At 67.2% G+C, this 19,518-nt stretch carries 22 protein-coding genes; 9 read left to right on the top strand and 13 right to left on the bottom strand.

The genetic code is table 11. The features are described from left to right. The 4 genes from WC493_RS00230 to WC493_RS00215 form a co-directional block, all read right to left on the bottom strand. A complete protein-coding gene (locus tag WC493_RS00230) occupies window positions 1-732 on the bottom strand; it encodes an ABC transporter permease subunit (RefSeq protein WP_373061277.1) in 732 nt (243 codons plus the stop codon). Next, window positions 729-1,679 carry an ABC transporter ATP-binding protein gene (locus tag WC493_RS00225; protein WP_373061275.1) on the bottom strand — a complete coding sequence of 317 codons (951 nt, stop codon included), beginning with the start codon at window positions 1,677-1,679 and terminating at the stop codon, window positions 729-731. Before WC493_RS00225 ends, WC493_RS00230 begins: the two co-directional genes overlap by 4 nt. A gap of 321 nt (window positions 1,680-2,000) precedes the next feature. After that, a complete protein-coding gene (locus WC493_RS00220; protein ID WP_373061273.1) occupies window positions 2,001-3,074 on the bottom strand; it encodes an SMP-30/gluconolactonase/LRE family protein in 1,074 nt (357 codons plus the stop codon). 98 nt (window positions 3,075-3,172) lie between these two features. After that, window positions 3,173-3,814: a DUF1013 domain-containing protein gene (locus WC493_RS00215; protein WP_373061271.1), complete on the bottom strand. Its 642-nt coding sequence runs from the start codon at window positions 3,812-3,814 to the stop codon at window positions 3,173-3,175. Between the two features lie 254 nt (window positions 3,815-4,068). On the opposite strand from WC493_RS00215, the gene WC493_RS00210 reads away from it, so the two are divergent. Beyond that, window positions 4,069-5,385, top strand: a complete 1,317-nt coding sequence (locus tag WC493_RS00210) for a hypothetical protein (protein WP_373061269.1) — start codon at window positions 4,069-4,071, stop codon at window positions 5,383-5,385. A gap of 11 nt (window positions 5,386-5,396) precedes the next feature. Here WC493_RS00210 and WC493_RS00205 read toward each other — a convergent pair whose 3' ends face one another. Beyond that, window positions 5,397-6,398 (bottom strand): NAD(P)H-quinone oxidoreductase, encoded by a 1,002-nt coding sequence (locus WC493_RS00205; protein ID WP_373061267.1) that lies wholly within the window; start codon window positions 6,396-6,398, stop codon window positions 5,397-5,399. A gap of 58 nt (window positions 6,399-6,456) precedes the next feature. On the opposite strand from WC493_RS00205, the gene WC493_RS00200 reads away from it, so the two are divergent. Continuing rightward, a complete protein-coding gene (locus WC493_RS00200; protein ID WP_373061265.1) occupies window positions 6,457-6,648 on the top strand; it encodes a DUF1192 domain-containing protein in 192 nt (63 codons plus the stop codon). 188 nt (window positions 6,649-6,836) lie between these two features. Here the strand turns inward: WC493_RS00200 and WC493_RS00195 are convergent, their stop codons facing one another. From WC493_RS00195 to WC493_RS00185, 3 genes are all read right to left on the bottom strand, one after another. Continuing rightward, the gene (locus WC493_RS00195; protein ID WP_373061263.1) at window positions 6,837-7,301 is read right to left on the bottom strand and encodes an Hsp20 family protein; all 465 of its coding nucleotides are present in this window, start codon (window positions 7,299-7,301) and stop codon (window positions 6,837-6,839) included. Between the two features lie 210 nt (window positions 7,302-7,511). Continuing rightward, entirely contained in the window at window positions 7,512-7,736 is a 225-nt protein-coding gene (gene rpmE / locus WC493_RS00190) for a 50S ribosomal protein L31 (RefSeq protein WP_373061261.1), read from the bottom strand. A 122-nt stretch (window positions 7,737-7,858) separates the two neighbouring features. Further along, window positions 7,859-8,758 (bottom strand): SHOCT domain-containing protein, encoded by a 900-nt coding sequence (locus WC493_RS00185; protein WP_373061259.1) that lies wholly within the window; start codon window positions 8,756-8,758, stop codon window positions 7,859-7,861. Between the two features lie 155 nt (window positions 8,759-8,913). Between WC493_RS00185 and WC493_RS00180 the strand changes: the two genes are divergently transcribed. Beyond that, window positions 8,914-9,105, top strand: coding sequence for a hypothetical protein (locus WC493_RS00180; RefSeq protein WP_373061257.1), 192 nt, complete (start codon window positions 8,914-8,916; stop codon window positions 9,103-9,105). 90 nt (window positions 9,106-9,195) lie between these two features. Next, the gene (locus WC493_RS00175; RefSeq protein ID WP_373061255.1) at window positions 9,196-9,444 is read left to right on the top strand and encodes a DUF3297 family protein; all 249 of its coding nucleotides are present in this window, start codon (window positions 9,196-9,198) and stop codon (window positions 9,442-9,444) included. 2 nt (window positions 9,445-9,446) lie between these two features. Here WC493_RS00175 and WC493_RS00170 read toward each other — a convergent pair whose 3' ends face one another. Genes WC493_RS00170 through WC493_RS00160 form a run of 3 tightly spaced genes read right to left on the bottom strand, consistent with a single transcriptional unit; the run spans window position 9,447 to window position 11,967 of the window. Then, the gene (locus WC493_RS00170; protein ID WP_373061253.1) at window positions 9,447-10,256 is read right to left on the bottom strand and encodes an SDR family oxidoreductase; all 810 of its coding nucleotides are present in this window, start codon (window positions 10,254-10,256) and stop codon (window positions 9,447-9,449) included. Then, the gene (locus WC493_RS00165) at window positions 10,253-11,119 is read right to left on the bottom strand and encodes an aldo/keto reductase (RefSeq protein ID WP_373061251.1); all 867 of its coding nucleotides are present in this window, start codon (window positions 11,117-11,119) and stop codon (window positions 10,253-10,255) included. The genes WC493_RS00170 and WC493_RS00165 overlap by 4 nt, the downstream gene beginning before the upstream one ends. A gap of 17 nt (window positions 11,120-11,136) precedes the next feature. After that, window positions 11,137-11,967 (bottom strand): oxidoreductase, encoded by an 831-nt coding sequence (locus WC493_RS00160; protein WP_373061249.1) that lies wholly within the window; start codon window positions 11,965-11,967, stop codon window positions 11,137-11,139. 105 nt (window positions 11,968-12,072) lie between these two features. Here WC493_RS00160 and WC493_RS00155 point away from each other — a divergent pair, with 105 nt between their 5' ends. From WC493_RS00155 to WC493_RS00145, 3 genes are all read left to right on the top strand, one after another. Next, entirely contained in the window at window positions 12,073-13,008 is a 936-nt protein-coding gene (locus tag WC493_RS00155) for a LysR family transcriptional regulator (RefSeq protein WP_373061246.1), read from the top strand. A gap of 75 nt (window positions 13,009-13,083) precedes the next feature. Further along, entirely contained in the window at window positions 13,084-13,413 is a 330-nt protein-coding gene (gene cyaY / locus WC493_RS00150; RefSeq protein ID WP_373061244.1) for an iron donor protein CyaY, read from the top strand. Next, entirely contained in the window at window positions 13,406-15,220 is a 1,815-nt protein-coding gene (locus tag WC493_RS00145; RefSeq protein ID WP_373061242.1) for an ABC transporter transmembrane domain-containing protein, read from the top strand. Before cyaY ends, WC493_RS00145 begins: the two co-directional genes overlap by 8 nt. 217 nt (window positions 15,221-15,437) lie before the next feature. On the opposite strand, the gene WC493_RS00140 is transcribed toward WC493_RS00145, so the two are convergent. Both WC493_RS00140 and WC493_RS00135 read right to left on the bottom strand, forming a co-directional pair. After that, entirely contained in the window at window positions 15,438-16,058 is a 621-nt protein-coding gene (locus WC493_RS00140; RefSeq protein ID WP_373061240.1) for a class I SAM-dependent methyltransferase, read from the bottom strand. A gap of 5 nt (window positions 16,059-16,063) precedes the next feature. After that, window positions 16,064-16,444: a DUF2794 domain-containing protein gene (locus tag WC493_RS00135; protein WP_373061238.1), complete on the bottom strand. Its 381-nt coding sequence runs from the start codon at window positions 16,442-16,444 to the stop codon at window positions 16,064-16,066. A gap of 176 nt (window positions 16,445-16,620) precedes the next feature. On the opposite strand from WC493_RS00135, the gene WC493_RS00130 reads away from it, so the two are divergent. Both WC493_RS00130 and serA read left to right on the top strand, forming a co-directional pair. After that, window positions 16,621-17,787 (top strand): phosphoserine transaminase, encoded by a 1,167-nt coding sequence (locus WC493_RS00130; RefSeq protein WP_373061236.1) that lies wholly within the window; start codon window positions 16,621-16,623, stop codon window positions 17,785-17,787. A 98-nt stretch (window positions 17,788-17,885) separates the two neighbouring features. After that, on the top strand, window positions 17,886-19,466 hold the full coding sequence (gene serA, locus WC493_RS00125) for a phosphoglycerate dehydrogenase (RefSeq protein WP_373061234.1): 1,581 nt from the start codon (window positions 17,886-17,888) through the stop codon (window positions 19,464-19,466). Window positions 19,467-19,518: the final 52 nt, after the last annotated feature.

Below are 19,518 nucleotides of genomic sequence, written 5' to 3'. Positions count from 1 at the left end.
TCAGCTCGCCTTCTTCATGTCGATGACGATCGCATTGGCCGCCAGCGCCGCGACGATCAAGGTGGCGAAGAAGACGATGTCCTTCATCTCGATCACGCCGGCGACGATGCCGTTGAAATGGGTGAGAAAGCTGAAGGAGGCGACGGTGTCGACCACCGCCTGCGGCGCCCAGGCGACGGCGTCGAGCACCATGGGCGCGCCGGACGCCGTGAACAGGAAGCAGACCACCACGGTCAGCACGAAGGCGACCACCTGGTTTCGCGTCGCCGCCGAGAGGCAGGAGCCGATGGCGAGATAGGCGCCGGCCATCAGCAGGGCGCCGATGTAACCGGCCAGGATCACGCCGTTGTCCGGCTCGCCCAGGTAGTTGACCGTGATCCACAAGGGGAAGGTCAGCGCCAGCGCGATCGCGGTGAAGGCCCAGGCGGCCATGAACTTGCCGACGATCGCCGCCCACAGCGGCACCGGCAGGGTGAGCAGCAGCTCGATCGTGCCGGCCTTGCGTTCCTCGGCCCAGAGCCGCATGGCGATGGCCGGGATCAGGAACAGATAGAGCCAGGGCAGGAAGTCGAAGAAGGGCACCAGGTCCGCTTCGCCCCGCTCGAAGAAATTGCCGACATAGAAGGTGAAGATGCCGGTCAGGAACAGGTAGACGATGATGAAGACATAGGCGAGCGGCGTGGCGAAGTAACCCGCCAGTTCGCGCCGGGCGATGGTGAGGGCACTGCTCATGCCTTGATCCTCGAAGCGTCGCTGGTGGTGAGCGTGCGGAACACGTCGTCGAGCTTGCCGGTCTCGACCGTCAGGGTCTCGACCGCGAGGCCGAGCTGGCGCAGCCGGGCGGCGACGCCCTCGATGATCGCGGAACCGTCGCGCGGCACGACCAGGAAGTCGCGTCCGGGCCGGCCGCCTTCGGGCGTGATCACGCGGGTAACACCGGGGACGTCGGCCAGGCGGGCCGCGAAATCGGGCACCACGGCGCCGAGCGCGAGGCGGATCGCGTTGTGGAGGGGCGAGCGCGAGACGAGGTCGGCCGGCGTGCCGTCGGCCACCACGCGGCCGCGATCGATGATCACGGCGCGGCTGCATACCGCCTCGACCTCTTCCAGGATATGGGTCGAGACGACGATCGCCTTGTCCGGCGCCATGCGACGGATCAGGTTGCGCACTTCGTGCTTCTGGTTGGGGTCGAGGCCGTCGGTCGGCTCGTCCAGGATCAGGCAGGGCGGATCGTGCAGGATGGCACCGGCCAGGCCGACGCGGCGCTTGAAGCCCTTGGACAGGGTCTCGATCGGCTGATCCAGCACGCCTTCGAGCTGGATCTCCTCGACCACCTGGACCAGGCGCTTGTGCAGGCGCGCCGAATCCATACGCCGGATCCGGCCCAGGAAGTCGAGGAATGTGCGCGGTGTCATGTCGCCGTAAGCGGGCGCGCCTTCGGGCAGATAGCCGAGCGCCTTGCGGGCGGCGATCGCGTCGCTCTCGACATCATGGCCGCAGATCGAGACATGTCCCCGGGTCGGCGTGAGGAAGCCGGCCGCCATCTTCATCGTGGTCGACTTGCCGGCGCCGTTCGGGCCGAGGAAGCCCAGAACCTCGCCCCTCGCCACCTTGAAGCCGACGCCGTCGACCGCCGTGAAGGGGCCGAAACGTTTCACCAGATCCACGATTTCGATCATGGGCGTCGCCTAATCCCTGTCGTTCTGGGGGCCGACCGGCGCCCTGGGTGCGCCACGCTAAGAGGCGCGCCCCGACGGATCAAGCGCGAAGGCTGAACGCGGTGCCGGGCGGTGCGGGGTGTATCGGGGAGGTGGGCCGCCTCGGGGAGAGGCTGGCCCGACCGAACATCAGGAAGGGGGCTGGGGGCTAGGGGGTCTTCCTGACATCCGGTCGGGCCATTGTTGAGGACCAACGATTGGAAGATCGCCGCCCAATGGGGCCGACGAAGGGCCGAATTCAGGCGAAACCAAGGCATTTGCGCCGCCCACTTCTCTGCTGTCTCAGCGACGCCGGCAGTCCAGGATCTTTTCCTCGAAGACCGAGCCGACCAGGAAGCGCCCGCCGCCGGCATCGGCCGCGACCGAACTGCCGGACAGCATCTCGCCCTTGTCGGTCAGCACGGTCTCGATCGCCAGGGTGCCGTCGGCGGCCGGGATCAGGCGCAGCACTTCGGAGGGCGAAGGCTTGGCCGGATCGCCCGCGTGTTCGACGAAATCGAGCAGATGGGGATGACCGGCGATCCAAAGGCTGCCGTCCGCCCCCATGTCGATATTGTCCGGCCCGTTCGGCAGGCTGGTGCGGCCCAGCAGGGAGAGCCCGCCACTGTCGGGATCACGGGCATAGGCGACCACGTCGAAGCCCGTCGTCTCGGTCGCGTAGAGGCGCTTGCCGTCCGCCGAGACATTGATGCCGTTGGCATATTGCAGGCCCTCGGCGACGCGGCGGAAGCGGGTGCCGTCGAAATAGACGATATCGGCCCGGGGCAGCTGGAGATAGTCCTCGGCCAGGCGGCCGAGGCCGGTGGTCGAGCCGTGGTCGTTGGTCGCATAAAAGCGGTTCGGACCGACGCCGACGATGTCGTTGGGCGAGAGCAGCTCGGCCCCGATGATGCCGCCCTTGTGGGCGAGCTTGCCGTCGGCGCCGACAGTGAACAGCTCGACCCGGCTGATCCCTGAATCGAGATGGTTGACGACGAAGAGGGTCTGCTCGCCGCTCGCCGGATCGGTCCACAGGCTGATGCCATGGGGATGCAGAGTTTCCGGCTGGGCCGGGCTCACCTCGACCGCGACCGGCGGTTCGGCCGTCAGGTCGAGCAGGGCGATCCGGCCGCGCACGGCCCGGCCGGCCATGGTCGCCCGCCGGTCGTCGACCGAGACGAAGGCGCGCTTATGGGCGGGATCGATCGCGATGTCCTCGGCCCCGACCACGCCGCCGATGGCACGGCAGGTGACCTGACCGGCATTCTCGATGCCGCGGAACTGCCCCGCCTTGACGTAGACATAGGCGACGGCGCCCGCGCAGACGGCAAAGAAGATCGCGCCCGAAATCACCAGGCGCCGGCCCCATTTGTTCATCACTCTCCCCCGCGATTCCCGCCTTCTTGTCCCCGCCTTCTTATTGTTGTTCGGTGCGCCGGTCCGGGCGGGACCGGCCGGCGCCCGTCAGTCGGGGATCAGCGCGGCCAGTCTTCGGCCGGCTCTTCCTCCTCGACCTCGACTTCGGCCAGGGCCTCCAGGGTCTCGGGGGCGCTGGCCTCGTCGTAATCCTCGTCCTCTTCGCCCTCGCCCGACTTGGTGCGATCGGCCGCCTTCTGGACCGCCATATCGAGCTCGATCTGGGTGCACAGGCCGAGCGTCACGGGATCGACCGGCTTGATGTTCTGGCTGTTCCAGTGGCTGCGGTCGCGCACCGCCTTGATGGTCGGCTTGGTGGTGCCGATCAGGCGGCAGATCTGAGCATCCGACAGTTCCGGATGATGGCGCAGCAGCCAGGCGATGGCGTCCGGCCGGTCCTGACGGCGCGACACCGGGGTGTAGCGCGGGCCCTTGGAGCGCACGCGCGGCGGCGGGTTGGTCGAGGCGCTGAGCTTCATCTCGTAGCGCGGATCGGCCTGGGCGCGGTCGATCTCGATCTGGGCGAGCTGGCCGTGGGCCACGGGGTCGAGGCCGACGATGCCCTGGAACACTTCGCCGTCGGCGATCCCCTTCACCTCGAGCGGGTGCAGACCGCAGAATTTGGCGATCTGATCGAAGCTCAGCGCCGTGTTTTCGACCAGCCAGACGGCCGTCGCCTTGGGCATCAAGGGAAGGGACATGTCAATCCTCCACCGTTGCGACCGGCCTTCCGGCCTGCCGCCGCCATGTTCATGGCATTGAGAGATAAGGGCTATATAGACGTGCGCAATGATGCCGTCAAACTTTGCTCAAGTCTTGGGCAACTCAGAATGCGACGGCCGAAGGCCCCCTGCCGCGCCCCTTCCCCACATCCTTCAGGAGAAACCTTCTATCAAAAAATAATTTAAGGTGCAAAAATCATGCGAAGCTCATCCCTAACACGAGATGCTTCGTCATGGAGCCATTACAAGATGAATACGCTGCTGTCGGCGTGCCCAGGCAACGCCAGACGGCCGACCTCGTTGTACAGATCACGAAATGGACCGCCGGCATCGCAGCCATCATATCGGCCGGGCAGGCCCTGGTCGCCCTGATCGACGGACACTACAAGGCGGTGAGCGAAGAGCAGCTTTCGAGGATCCAGGCCAACAGCAACATGGCCAAGGACATACTCGGCATGCTGACTGGCCACGACATCAGCCCCGACAGTCAACTCACCTTGCTCAATGCCATCGCGGAACTCGATGACCACCCCCTACGCGCTTGGGCAGCCAAGGAATACGAGCGCCGCGACACGGAACGGCGCCAGCTTCTGGACGCCACTATCCGCTCGGCGCAGGCCGCACTGATCGTCGACACCCAGAAACGTGAAGAGACACGCCTCGAAGGTGAGATCGATCGAATCAACATTCAACTTCATTCGACAAGTGACCCTGAGAAGATCGGCCCCCTCAAAAGCCAGCTCGAAGATGCCACCCGCAGCCTGCGTGAGATCAAAGAGCGGGGATCAGCGGTCCTCGCCCTCGCTGCCGAAGTAACCCAGGAACCCGATCGTCCCTCAGCCCAGCCGCCGGCTGCCTCCGTGCCGCCCTCCAACGGCCAAGGCGCCGCTCAGCCGATCACTTCGTTCATGCTGATGCGGCTCGCTCCCGAGGCCGCCAAGCCGGCCGTCGCCGAACGCTTCATCCCTGTCGCGGCAGCACTCGATGGCGCTCACGTCAGTGATTTCGATACTTGGGCGCTCGTCCTAGCCGCGGAACTTGCGGCAACCGATTGGTTCACCAAGCTCGACGACGCTGCCTTCACCCGCGGGATCAGCTGGGTCCTCACCTACACCACGGACCATCTATCCGATATCCGGAATCTGATCGGCAAGGACGACTATTCCGCCGTCTTGAAGCTGCTCCGGCTACAGGTAGATCCCGAGGTTTTCAAAAATATATACGGCCAGCTGATCGATCTGAAGCCGGTCGCCCCAGCCAACTATACCGTCTTCATTCAGTTCGCCGGTTTCCCTCGCGCCGATGTCACTGTCTTGGCATTCAAGCTTCTGGCTCTTGGCTGGAAGGTCGAGCGGCCGGACCTCGGCGGCGAGCGGACGTCGGCCGCCGTCGGCACGCACGAGGTCCGCTACGGCGCGCCGCAGGATCGCGCGGCGGCGCGTGAACTCGCCCGCATCCTGAATGACGACGGCCGGGTCAAGGAGGTCGTCAGTATCGCCGCCACAAAATCGATCTCCACTGGAACCCTCGAGGTCTGGATCAGCCCGTAGCATTGCCGTACTCACCGGATGATCAGCACGATCTTGCCGAGATGATCGCGTTCGTCCATCCGGATGTGCGCCCCCGCGGCGTCTTCCAGGGGGAAGGTCCGGTCGATCACCGGGCGGATCTTGCCGGCGGCCAGCAGGGGCCAGACCTTCTGCTCCAGCGCCGCGGCGATCGCCGCCTTGTCCTCGAGCGCGCGGATGCGAAGGGTGGAGCCGGTGATGGTCAGGCGCTTCAACATGAGCGGCAGGAGGTTCAGTTCGACCTGCGGGCCTTTCAGGAAGGCGATGTAGACGAGCCTTCCGCCCGTCGCCATGCAGGACAGGTTGCGCTGGACATAGTCGCCGCCGACCATGTCCAGGATCACGTCGACGCCCTTCTTCCCCGTCCCGGCCCGGATCACCTCGACGAAATCTTCCGCGTTGTAGTCGATCACGCGGGTGGCGCCGAGGGCCTTCAGAGGCTCCACCTTGGCCGAGCCGCCGACGGTGGCGAAGACCTTGGCACCCAGCGCCGCCGCCATCTGGATCGCCGTCGTGCCGATGCCGCTGGCGCCGCCATGGACCAGGAAACTCTCGCCCGGCTTGAGGGCGCCGCGGTCGAAGACATTGGTCCAGACGGTGAAGAAAGTCTCCGGGATCGCCGCCGCCTCGACCATGGAGACGCCGTCCGGCACCGGCAGGCATTGCGCCCCGGGCGCCACCGCATATTGGGCATAGCCGCGGCCCGCGAGCAGGGCGCAGACCCGGTCGCCCAACTGCCAACGGTCGACCCCGCCCCCCAGCGCCACGATCGTGCCCGCGCCTTCGAGGCCCGGGGTCTCGGGTGCCCCCGGCGGCGGCGGATAGAGGCCCTGGCGCTGTAGCACGTCCGGCCGGTTGACGCCCGCCGCCTCCAGCCGGATCAGCACCTCGCCGGGGCCGGGCTTCGGCACCGGCAGGCTCACCGGCTGCAAGACCTCCGGACCACCGGGGGTGGTGACGGCGATCGCGGTCATCGTTTCGGGAAGCGGGCCCATCGCGTGCTCCATGATATATTCCCGTTGGTTAGGCGAGGATGGAGCCAGAGGCAAGACGATGTTCGACACCGAAGACAGGCCGCGGCCCAAGACCGCCCTGACGGTCGAGGCGGTCCCGCTCGATCCCCTCTCGGTCGAAGACCTGGAGGCGCGCATCGCTTCCTGCCGGGAGGAGATCGCCCGCTGCGAGGCGGAGATCGCGAAGAAACATGCGCATCGCAACGCCGCGGACGCATTCTTCAAGCGATGAGGCGCCCCGAGCGATAAGAAAATTAGGCGCCCGACCCTGTGGCGGGTTGACGCAGGCGCGCCACGCTTGCAAGATCCCTCCCGCAAGTCTTGCAGGGACGGACTTCACAAAAGAACGGGCTGCCCACTGGGCAGCCCGTCGCCATTTCTGGGGTAGCGAACCGCTCAGATTTCCGGGGCGCTCATCGCTCAGGCGGCGTGTTCGATCTGCGGGGCCTGGGCCTGGGCGCGGGTCTCGATCGAAATCTGGCGCGGCTTCTTGGCTTCCGGCACCTCGCGCACGAGTTCGACGTGCAGCAAGCCGTTCTCGAAGGCGGCATTCACCACCTTGATGGTATCGGCGAGTTCGAAGCGGCGCTCGAAGGCACGGGCGGCGATGCCGCGGTGCAGATATTCCACACCTTCCTTCTCTTCGCGCGCCTTGCCGGCGATCACCAGGACATTCTCCTTCACGGTGACGTCGAGCTGTTCAGGGGCGAAGCCGGCCACCGCCATGGTGATGCGGTAACGGTCGTTGCCGGATTTTTCGATGTTGTAGGGCGGATAGCCGCCGGTGGCTTCATCGGTGCGGGCGGCCGCGTCGAGCAGGCGCGAAACCCGGTCGAAGCCGATGGTGGAACGCATGAGGGGCGAGAAATCGAAAGCAGTGCGCATCGCAATTCTCCGTCGAGCAATGGCGAATGATCATCGTGCGGCGGGCCCCCCGTCATCGGCCGGGCCCGGCGGCCGGACCCCGTTCGGGCATCCGGCATGACTTCAGGTAGGAAGCGACGGCGCGCCCTGCAAGGGGCCTGCCCCCGGCGCCAAAACGAAAAAGGCGGCCCGGAGGCCGCCTTCTCGATCGCAGCGCCTGAGGCGCGCGGATCACTTGATGCCGAACTTGGCGAAGCGCTTGTTGAAGCGGGCGACCATGCCGCCGGTATCGACAATGCGCTGGCTGCCGCCGGTCCAGGCGGGATGCGAGCTCTTGTCGATGTCGAGCTTCAGGACATCGCCTTCCTTGCCCCAGGTGGAGCGGGTCTTGAACACCGTGCCATCGGTCATTTCGACCGTGATGACATGGTAGTTGGGGTGGATACCGTCCTTCATCGCTCTGCTCCTTGACCACGGCGCCAGCCGCCGGCCATGGGTGAAATATGTTCGACTTCGCGTCGGGAAGCCGCGTTGGTAACGGAAATGGCCGGCGAAGGCAACGGGAATTGCAGGCCCGCTCAGAGCCGGGCCAGCAATTCCGCCTTCTTCGCCGCGAATTCCTCGTCGCTCAGGATGCCCTTGGCGCGAAGCCCCGCCAATTTCTCGATGGTGGCGAAGATGTCGCCCTCGCTCGCCGGCGGCGCAGCCTGGGGCGGCACCTGGGCCGGGGACGGCGCCTGGAACACCGGTTCGGGCGGCGGTACCGGCTGCGGCGCCGGTTGAAACACCGGCTGGGGCGCCTGGCCGTCGATCGAGACGACCGGCAGGCTGGCGACGTCGATCAGGCCGTATTGGCTGGAGAAGCCGAGACTGCCGCCGAAGGACTGCTGCTGCGAGAAGCCGCCGATCTGATGGTCGAGCGTGTCATAGACCGTGACACGGCCACCGACGTCGATCGCCAGGCGCCGGGCCTGGGCGAAATAAGCATAGCGGACGTTGTTCTGGGCGCCAGTGCTGTTGGGCATCCCCAGGTCCGCGGGCCACCAGTGGGTGCCCTGGCCCGGGGCCGGCGGCACGAACAAGCTGACACCCGAAAAAGTGCCGCCGCTGTCCTGCTGCTGCATCCCGCCGCCGAAGCCGGACTGGTTCTGCACGTTCTGGCCGCCGCCGCTCTGCGACTGCGACTGGAAGCTGCCGGTCTGGAGCAGGCCGGGCTGGTTCGCCACCAGGTTGGACAATTCGCTGCACAGGCCGTCGACCCGGCCCTTCAGGTAATTGTTGAACATGTCCGAGACCATGGTCATGCCACCGCGCATCCATTGGCCCGAACCGGCGAATTCCGGATGATTGAACTGGGCCATTGTACCGTTGCCGGCGATCACGGCCTCCAGCATCGAGGCGACCGCATCCGGGCTGAAGCCGTGGCGCGCCGCTATATCGTTGACCGCCTGCTGGCCGGCGGGGGATAGCTGTCGCATGGGATGTCCTTGGGGGGGAGGAATTGCCGCCACCCTGCCCGATTTCAGCGCGAAACGCGAGCGAACAGGCCGCCGAAGTCATTTTTTGCCGCTGTCAGGACACAGTAAGGGATTGTCGCCGAGATGGAGACATCCCTTCTGGAGGCCCCTCCATCGTGAACATCGGCAGCATCGGCACCGGCGCCCTCCCACCCAGCACCGCCCCCGTCACCCGGGTGAGCACCGAACGCCCGGGCGAGATCGAGAACGACGGCGACAGCGACGACCGTGCCAAGATCGCCGCCGCGGCACCGTCCCGCGGCAACCTCGCGCCCGGCGTCGGCAAGCTGATCGACGAGGTCGCCTGACTCCGCTGTCACCCGGGATCGGGTCCGCCGGTTGGCAAGAGCCGCCCGGCCCGCTATTACTGGCGGCCCGATTTCCGAATGGTCCCTGTGATGAGCACTCCTCTGCCCGACCGGCTGTCCTCCAACCCGAACAGCCCCTATTACGACGAAGAACTGCTGAAGCGCGGCGTCGGCATCCGCTTCAAGGGCCAGGAAAAAACCAATGTCGACGAATATTGCGTCTCGGAAGGCTGGATCCGTGTCGCCGCCGGCACTGCCCGCGACCGCCACGGCAATCCCCTCACCATCCTGCTGAAAGGCCCGGTGGAGCCCTATCTGAAGGACTCCGCCGAAGGCTGATCTCACGGGCGGAATTTCGCCCGCATGAAGTCGACGTAATCCTGGTCGGCCAGGGTCTGCCGGGCCTTCACGAAGCCCCGCGCATCGTCGCCGACCAGATAGCGGAGCCGCGTGGTGCCGTCGGTCGCGGCCTCGAAGATCGCTGAAGCCACCTCTTCCGCCGAAAGGCTGCGCGCCGCCACCATGCGCCCGAAGGCGGCCGCGGTCCCGGCGACGAAATCCGCATAGTCGGGCGGCGCTCCTTCGACCGCGAGGGCCTGGTTGCGGCCGAAGTCGGTCCCCGTGACGCCGCCGTGGGGAATCACCAGCTTGACCCCGACACCGACCGCCGCGAGCTCATAGGACAGCGCCTCGGAAAAGCCCTCGAGGGCGAATTTCGCCGCGCAATAGAGCGACGACATCGGCAGGGTGAAGAGCCCGGCGCCGGACGAGACATTGACCACCATGCCCGCCCTGCGCGCCCGGAAATGGGGCAGCAGGGCGCGCGTCACCGCCATCACGCCGAACAGGTCGACATCGAAGAGGGCTTTGACCTCTTCCTCGGCCGTCGCCTCGAACAGGCCGAAATGGCCGCGGCCCGCGTTGTTGACCAGGAGGTCGATCGCCCCGAAGCGCGCGATCCCGGCTTCCACCGCCGTGGTGACCGAGGCCGGATCGGTGACGTCGAGATGGGTGATCAGGGTTCGCGCATCGCCCTCCCCGACCGGCCGGCGCATGGTGGCGACCACGTTCCAGCCCCGCTCGGCGAAGAGCCGGGCCGCCGCCCGGCCGATGCCGGACGAACAGCCGGTGATCAGGACGGTGGCACTCATGCGCCCCGCCCCGCGGCGTCGAGGGCGGCGAAATCCTCGTCGCTCAGGCGGATCGAAGCGGCCGCGACATTCTCTTCGAGATGGGCGACACGCCCGGTGCCCGGAATCGGCAGCGTGACCGGGCTCCGCTTCAGGACCCAGGCGAGCGCCACCTGGCCGGGCGTGGCGCCGAGCTTCTTGGCGATCGCATCGAGCTTGCCGCCCGGCTTGGCCAGGTCGCCGGCCGCCAGCGGGAACCACGGAATGAAGCCGATGCCCTTCCCGGTACAATAGTCCAGCACCGCTTCCGAACCGCGGTCGACCAGGTTGTAGCGGTTCTGCACCGTCGCCACGGGGAAGATTTTCGACGCCGCCTCGATTTCGGCGATCGTCACCTCGGAGAGGCCGGCATGGGCGATCACGCCTTCGTCCAGGAGCTGGCGGATGGCGCCGAATTGTTCGTCGCGCGGTACGGTCGGGTCGATCCGGTGGAGCTGCCACAGGCCGATCCGTTCGACGCCCAGGCGCCAGGCGCTTTTCTTCGCCTGCTGGATCAGATAGTCGGGCCGGCCGAGCGGGACCCAGACGCCCGGCCCCGGGCGAGTCAAGCCGCCCTTGGTGGCGACCAGGGTCCGGCCATAGGGATGCAGGGCCTCGCGGATCAGCGCTTCCGAGAAATCGGGGCCATAGGAATCCGCGGTATCGATGAAATCGACCCCCAGTTCGGGCAGACGCTTCAAGACAGCGAGGACGGCCGCCTTGTCGGCCGGCGGCCCCCAGATGCCGGGACCGACGATGCGCATCGCCCCGAAGCCGAGGCGGGTGACGGGCGTGGTGCCGCCGATGCGAAACGTCCCGGCGGCACTGGCGGAAATCGTGCTCATGATCGCGTCCTTTCGGTTCAGGCGGCGAAATCGGTCGAATGGGAAAGATCGCGATAGGCCGCGAATTCCTGCCCCAGGGCGGCGAGTTTCTCGCCCACCAGGCGGGTCGCGTCGCGCCCCAGCAGAAGATGGGCCGGCGGCTCGTCCATGGCGATCACCGCCAGCATGGCGGCGGCCGCCTTGGCCGGGTCGCCGGGCTGGTGCCCGCTCATCTCGAGCCGGGTCTGACGGCGCGGGGCGAAGACTTCGTCGTAATCGGCGATCCTCGCTTCCGCCCGCACCATGGAACGGCCCGCCCAGTCGGTGCGGAAACTGCCCGGCTCGATCGCCGTCACCTTGATGCCGAGGTGCTTCACTTCCTTGCCCAGGGTTTCGGAGATCGCTTCGAGGGCGAATTTGGTGCCGTGGTAGAAGCCGATCCCGGGCATGGTGATGAAGCCGCCCATCGACGTCACATTGAGGATATGCCCGGCACGGCGCGCCCGCATATGAGGCAGCACGGCTTGGATCACGGCGATCGCGCCGAACACGTTGACGTCGAACTGGCGGCGGACGTCTTCGAGGGCGGTCTCCTCGATCGTGCCTTCGAGGCCGAAGCCCGCATTGTTGACCAGGGCGTCGATCGGGCCGGCCTCGGCCTCGACGGCATCGACCAGGGGCCGGACGGCGGCGAAATCGGTGACGTCGAGCAGGCGGCCGATCGCCCGCCCGGGAGCCAGCGCCTCGAAGGCCGCCAGGTCTTCCGCCCGGCGCAGGGTGCCGACGACGCGGTGGCCGGCGGCCAGGGCGGCCACCGCCAGGGCACGGCCGAGCCCCGTGCTGACCCCGGTGACGAGAATGGTCTTCATGGTCGCGTTCCTTGCCTTGCCGATGGGGACGGTCGATAGGTAGAGCCGTGACATTGCTGAAACAATCCGACTATTCTGACATGACTTGATGCAGGATTTTGCACAATGGACCGGACCGGGCTTCTCGAATTGAATGCCGTGGTGGCCGTCGCCAATCGGCGCAGCTTCCGGGCCGCCGCCCTCGAACTCGGCCTGTCGCCCTCGGCGGTCAGCCATGCCATCGCGGCGCTCGAGCAGCGGATGGGGGTTCGCCTGTTCAACCGGACCACCCGCAGCGTCGCCCTCTCCGAGGCAGGAGAGGGTTTCCTGGCCCGGCTGCGCCCGGCGCTGGGCGAGATCGCGGCGGCGATGGAGGCGGTGAACGAATTCCGCGACCGGCCCAGGGGCACGCTGCGCATCAACGCCTCGTCCATGGCCGCCCAGTACCACCTGATGCCCCATATCCTGGATTTCCTGCGCCTCTATCCCGAGATGCAGGTCGACGTGGTGACCGAGGGGCGCTTCGTCGACATCGTGGCCCAGGGGTTCGACGCCGGCGTGCGCCTGGCCGAAGCGGTGCCGCAGGACATGATCGCCGTGCCGCTGAGCGGCGACCAGCGCCTGGTGGTGGTCTGCTCGCCCGACTTCCTCGCCACGGTCCGCCCGCCCGAGGCGCCGGAAGACCTGCTGCGGCACAATTGCATCCGCCGACGCATGCCGTCGGGCTCGCTCTACCGCTGGGAATTCGAGAAGCGGGGCCTCCAGTTGGCGCTCGACGTGCGCGGCAACCTGACGCTCGACGAGGGTCGCCTGATGGTCGACGCCGCCCTGGCCGGGGTCGGTTTCGCCATGGTGAATCAATCGGCGGTCGAAGATGTCCTGGCCGACGGCCGCCTGGTCGCCGTGCTCGACGACTGGACTCCCGCCTTTCCCGGCAACCGCCTCTATTACCCCGGCCACCGCCATGCGCCGGCCGGCCTGCGGGCCCTGGTCGCCCTGATCCGCGCCAATACCCAAAGTCGGATGCCGCGGCCCCTTCCCTCTCCATCCCAATCGTCGTAACAGTCAGTCGCGCCTGACGGCGCGAATACCCATCCCGGTCGACCCGGCCGTTTTGCTAGTAGCGGGAGAAGCTCGATGGCAATGGACGAGAATCTGTTTCACGCGATGGTCGAACAGACCCTGGGGCGCTGGCTCGACCGGCTCGAGGACGCCGAGGGGCTCGACGAAGTGGGCTTGGCCGACGGCGTCCTGCAGGCTGTCACGGCCGACGGCAAGACCTTCATCCTGAACCGTCACGTGCCTCTGAAGCAGATCTGGCTGTCCTCGCCCGTGTCGGGCGCCCATCACTACGCCTGGGACGAGGGTTCGGCCGAATGGCGCTCGACCCGCGGCGGCGAAAAGCTGGACGACCGCCTGGTGGCCGACCTGAAGTCCCTCGGCATCGAGGTCGACACGCATGTCTGACGCCGTCGCCGCCGACGGCAAGCGGCGCGGCAATCCCTTCGGCAAGCTGCGCCAGCTCTGGCCCTTCATCCGCCCCTACCGCCGCCGTGTCGCCCTCGCCCTGGTCGCCCTGACCGTCGCGGCGGGGGCCACGCTGACCATCGGCCAGGCGCTGCGCCGGCTGATCGACAAGGGCTTCGCCACCGGCAGCGCCGACTATATCGACATCTATTTCGTCGCCCTGCTCGGTGTCGTGCTGGTGCTGGCGCTGGCCACCTTCGGGCGCTTCTACCTGGTCTCCTGGCTGGGCGAGCGGGTGATCGCCGACCTTCGGCGCACCATCTACGGCCATGTCATCTCGCTCGACGCCACCTTCTTCGAGACGACCAAGACAGGTGAAATCCTGTCGCGGCTGAATTCCGACACCATGGTGATCGAGGCCGTGGTCGGTTCCTCCGCCTCGGTCGCGCTGCGCAATCTGCTCATGTTCATCGGCGGCACGGCGCTGCTGGTCATCACCTCGGCCAAGCTGTCGGCCATGCTGCTGCTGGTCGTTCCGCTGGTGCTGCTGCCGATCCTGATCTTCGGGCGGCGGGTACGGCGCTTGTCGCGCGCCAGCCAGGACAAGCTGGCCGATTCGGCGGCCGTCGCCAACGAGACCTTGAATGCCGTGCACACGGTCCAGGCCTTCGCCCAGGAAGCGGGCGAGGCCCGGCGCTATGGCGCCACCATCGAATCCTCCTTCGCGACGGCACGGCAGCGGATCCGCACCCGCGCCTGGCTCACCGCCCTGGTGATCACCCTGGTTTTCGGCGCGATCGACCTGATCCTGTGGATCGGCGCCAAGGACGTGCACCATGGCGACATGACGGGCGGCGAACTGGCGGCCTTCGTCTTCTATGCGATCGTCGCCGCCGGCGCCCTCGGCGCTCTCTCGGAAGTCTGGGGCGACCTGCAGCGCGCCGCCGGTGCGGCCGAGCGCCTGCTCGAACTCCTCGCCGTGGTACCCAAGATCAAGGCGCCGGAACGGCCCGTGGCGCTGCCGAGCCCGGCAGAAGGTGCTATCCGCTTCGACGACGTCACCTTCCACTATCAGTCGCGGCCGGACCTCCCTGCGATCGAGCACCTGTCCTTCAGCGTGGCGCCGGGCGAGACGGTCGCCCTGGTCGGACCTTCGGGCGCCGGCAAGTCGACCGTGTTCCAGCTCCTGCTCCGCTTCCACGACCCCGACTCGGGCGTCGTCACGGTCGACGGCATCGACGTGAAGACGGTCGATCCGGTGGCGCTGCGCAGCCTCTTCGCCCTGGTCCCGCAAGAGACCACGATCTTCGCGACCGATGCCGCCGCCAATATTCGCTACGGCCGGCCCGAGGCGAGCGACGCCGAGGTGCTGGCTGCGGCCGAGGCGGCCTCGGCCCGGGGCTTCGTCGAGCAACTGCCGGGAGGCTTCGCGGCCCAGCTCGGCGAACGGGGCGTCCGCCTCTCGGGCGGGCAGAAGCAGCGCATCGCGATCGCCCGCGCCGTGCTGCGCGATCCCAAGATCCTGCTCCTCGACGAGGCGACCAGCGCGCTCGACGCCGAATCGGAGGTTCAGGTCCAGGCGGCGCTCGACCGCCTGATGAAGGACCGCACCACCCTGGTGATCGCCCACCGGCTCGCCACCGTGGTCAATGCCGACCGCATCCTGGTGATGGACGAAGGCCGCATCGTCGAGACCGGCACCCATGCGGAGCTGGTCGCCAAGGGCGGCCTCTACGCCCGCCTCGCCTCGCTCCAATTCGGCGAAGGCGAAGCGCCCGAACGGCTGCTGCGCCGGGCGGAGGGGTAACCCCTCCCCCATCGTCGTGGCGTCGTCGGGAACGGCAGCCTCTGATCGTCATCGCCGGGTCAAGCCCGGCGATGACGACAGATGAATGTTCACCCCTCGATGCGCTGATACAGATCACGCCCGCTTCCTGGCCTGACCCGGTGATTTTCAGCTCGACCGGACGCCCGTGGGACGCCCCCGGCCATGACGGGCGTATGGACCTGAACCGGCGGGCCGCTCACGCCGCGGTGGCGCTGCCCCAATAGTTGAAGCCGGCGATCTTGGGCGTGCCGGGCAGATACATGCTCTCCAGCTTGTCCAGCCGGAAGCCCGCGGCCCGCAAAAGATCCGGGATCGGGCGGTGCAGGTTGCAGCCGCCGAAGCAGCGCTTCCAGACCGGGTTGACCCGGCCCTGCCAGCGCCGCACGCCATGGTCCGGCGCCTCGCCGTGCTCGCAGAACAGCAACTGGCCGCCGGGCTTCAGCACGCGGCGTATGCCGTCGAGGGCGGCCACCGGATCGGGAATCGTGCACAGGCTGTAGGTCATCACCACGGTATCGACCGAGGCGTCGTCGAGCGGGATGCGCTCGCCCGGCAGGCCGATGAAGTCGACCGGAAAAGACACCGACTTGGCTCGCCGCCCGGCGATCTTCCAAGACTCTTCCGAAGGATCGAGGCCGATCACCCGGGTCACCTTGGCGGGATCGTAGAACGGCAGGTTGAGCCCGGTGCCAATGCCGATTTCCAGCACGACGCCCGAGGCCTGGGGCACCACCTTCTTCCGCTGGTAGCGGATCGGCTTGGTACCGCAGGCGAAATTGATCAGGCGCGGCACCACGTGCCGCTCGTAGAGGCCCATCCGTCTCACTCCCCTTCGACGATCTTCAGGAGCTTGCGCTCCAGCACCGCCAGCACATTGGCGAGGTCTGCGCCCCGCTTGAGAATCCGTCCGCCCGCCGCGATCACGGCGAAGGCGCCCTGTTTCCGGGCCAGCGCCGGCCGCTTCTCGATCCGGTAGAGCGGCTGTTCCGAGCTCCGCCGGTGGACGGCGAAGACCGCCACTTCCGCACCGTCGGCCATGGCGTAGTCGCGCCATTCGCCGGCCGCCACCATGCGGCCATAGAGGCCCAGAATCAGATCGAGTTCGCGACGGGTGAAGAAGACCCTGCGGGGAGCGGCGGCACTCGCGGCCGGGGAATCACTGGCAGTCTTGCCCGGCAACCACGCGATTACGCCCTGCTCCATGCCGCCTCGTCCTCGTTCGTCTTATTTCGGCAATCTTGATCCGGCAAAACAGGGTGAACAAGCGAAATTGCCGGACGCGACGAAAGCCGCGTTGACTTGGCAAGCGCCATGAGTATGTTCGCCGGCGGGTCACGTCCCCCCACCGGGACGCAGCTTATCTGGAAGGATAAGTCAATATGACGAAGCCTGTTGTTCGCCCTGTCACCCCGATGTTTTCGTCCGGCCCCTGCGCCAAGCGCCCCGGCTGGACCACGGCAGCCCTCGACGACGCGCTGGTCGGCCGCTCGCACCGCTCGAAACCCGGCAAGGCCAAGCTCCTCAAGGCGATCGAGGACACCCGCAAGATCCTGAAGGTTCCTGCCGACTACAAGATCGGCATCGTGCCCGCGTCCGATACCGGCGCGGTCGAGATGGCGCTGTGGTCGCTGCTTGGGCCCCGCCCGATCGACATGCTGGCCTGGGAGAGCTTCGGTTCGGGCTGGGTCGCCGACGTCGTCAAGCAGCTCAAGCTGAAGGACGTGCGCAAGCTCGAAGCCGGCTATGGCGCGATCTCCGACCTCGCCGCCGTCGACAAGACCCATGACGTGGTCTTCACCTGGAACGGCACCACTTCGGGTGTCCGCGTGCCGAACGGCGACTGGATCGCCGACGACCGCGAAGGCCTGACCATCTGCGACGCGACTTCGGCCGCCTTTGCGATGGACCTGCCCTGGTCCAAGCTCGACGGCACCACTTTCTCCTGGCAGAAGGTCCTGGGCGGCGAAGCGGCCCACGGCATGATCATCCTGTCGCCCCGCGCGGTCGAGCGGCTGACCACCTATTCCCCGCCCTGGCCGATGCCGAAGATTTTCCGCATGACCTCCGGCGGCAAGCTCTCGGAAGGCATCTTCAAGGGCGAGACGATCAACACGCCTTCGATGATCTGCGTCGAAGACTATCTCGATGCCCTCGCCTGGGCCGAAACGGTCGGCGGGCTCGACGGGCTGATCGCCCGCTCCGAAGCCAATCTGGCCGTGCTCGAAGCCTGGGTCGCCAAATCCGCCTGGGCCGGCTTCCTGGCCGAGGACAAGGCGATCCGTTCCTGCACCTCGGTCTGCCTCAAGGTCACCGACCCCTGGGTCGATACCCTGAACGACGAGGGCAAGGCGGCGGTCGCCAAGAAACTGGCCGACATGCTGGACAAGGAAGGCGTCGCCTATGACATCGGCGCCTATCGCGACGCCCCTCCGGGCCTGCGCATCTGGGCCGGGGCGACCGTCGAAGCGGCCGACCTCGAAGCCCTGCTGCCCTGGCTCGACTGGGCCTATGCCGAAGTGAAGGCCCAGCTCGCCACTGCTGCCTGATCGCCTGATGCGTCGCCCCCGCGAGAGCGGGGGCCGCGCCACGCCTTACGCGCTATTCCCGGTTCGAAACCGCCCCCTTCCAACCTTAAGGTGCCCCCATGCCCAAGGTTCTGATTTCCGACGAACTGAGCCCCGCCGCCGCCCAGATCTTCCGTGACCGCGGTGTCGAGGTCGACATCAAGACCGGCCTCAAGAAGGACGAGCTGATCGCCATCATCGGCCAGTACGACGGCCTCGCCATCCGCTCCGCCACCAAGGTGACGGCGGATGTCATCGCCGCCGCGACCAACCTGAAGGTCGTCGGCCGTGCCGGCATCGGCGTCGACAATGTCGACATTCCGGCCGCCACCGCCCGCGGCATCGTGGTGATGAACACGCCCTTCGGCAATTCGATCACCACGGCCGAACATGCGATCGCCATGATGTTCTCGATCGCCCGCGACATCCCCGCCGCCAGCGCCTCGACCCACGCCGGCAAGTGGGAGAAGAACCGCTTCATGGGTGTCGAGCTCTACGCCAAGACCCTCGGCCTGATCGGCGCCGGCAACATCGGCTCGATCGTCGCCGACCGCGCCCAGGGCCTGAAGATGCAGGTCATCGCCTATGACCCGTTCCTGACCCCGGAACGCGCGCTCGAGATCGGCGTCACCAAGGTCGAGCTGGACGAGCTCTTCGCCCGCGCCGACTTCATCACCCTGCACACGCCGCTGACCGACAGCACCCGCAACATCATCCGGGCCGAGACGATCGCCAAGATGAAGGACGGGGTGCGCATCATCAACTGCGCCCGCGGCGGCCTGATCGTCGAGGAAGACCTGCTCGCCGCGCTCAACTCGGGCAAGGTCGCCCGTGCGGCGCTGGACGTCTTCGCGGTCGAGCCGGCCAAGGAGAACATCCTGTTCGGCCATCCCCATGTGGTCTGCACCCCGCACCTCGGCGCCTCGACGACCGAAGCGCAGGAGAATGTGGCGCTGCAGGTGGCCGAGCAGATGTCGGCCTATCTGGTCGACGGTGCGGTTTCCAACGCGCTGAACATGCCGTCCGTCACGGCCGAGGAAGCGCCGCGGCTGCGTCCCTACATGAAGCTGGCGGCCCAGCTCGGCGGCTTCGCCGGCAAGCTCTCGGCCGAAGTGGGCATCCGCAAGGTGACGATCGAATACGAGGGCGCCGCCGCCAAGCTGAACACCCGCCCGCTCACCGCGATCGCGCTCCAGGGCCTGCTCGGGCCCCTGATGCCGTCGGTCAACATGGTGAACGCGCCCGTGGTGGCCAAGGAGCGCAACATCTCCGTGGCCGACACCAAGATCGAGGCGGCTTCGGACTATCCGACCCTGATGCGCGTCACGGTCGAGATGGACGGCAAGACCCGCTCGGTCGCCGGCACGCTGTTTGCCGACAGCCAGCCCCGCATCGTCTCGATCAAGGGCATCACGGTCGAGGCCGAACTGACCCCGCACATGCTCTATGTGACGAACGAGGACAAGCCGGGCTTCATCGGCGCCCTCGGCACCATCCTGGGCGAAGCGGGCCTCAACATCGCGACCTTCAACCTGGGCCGCCGCACCCAGGGCGACGAAGCGATCTGCCTCGTTGCCGTCGACGAGGCGATCCCCGCCGAAGTGGTCGCCAAGGTGCGCGCCATCCCGCAGGTGAAACAGGCCCAGGCCCTCGACTTCTGATCGGGCGGCCCCGCAGTGGAAACCCTCTCCCCGCCCGGGGAGAGGGTTTTTC

Origin of the sequence: Zavarzinia sp., assembly GCF_041650655.1 — a bacterium.
Taxonomy (GTDB): Bacteria; Pseudomonadota; Alphaproteobacteria; order Zavarziniales; family Zavarziniaceae; genus Zavarzinia.
Note: the sequence above shows the minus strand (reverse complement) of the source record. Positions and strands in the feature narration are given on the sequence as shown.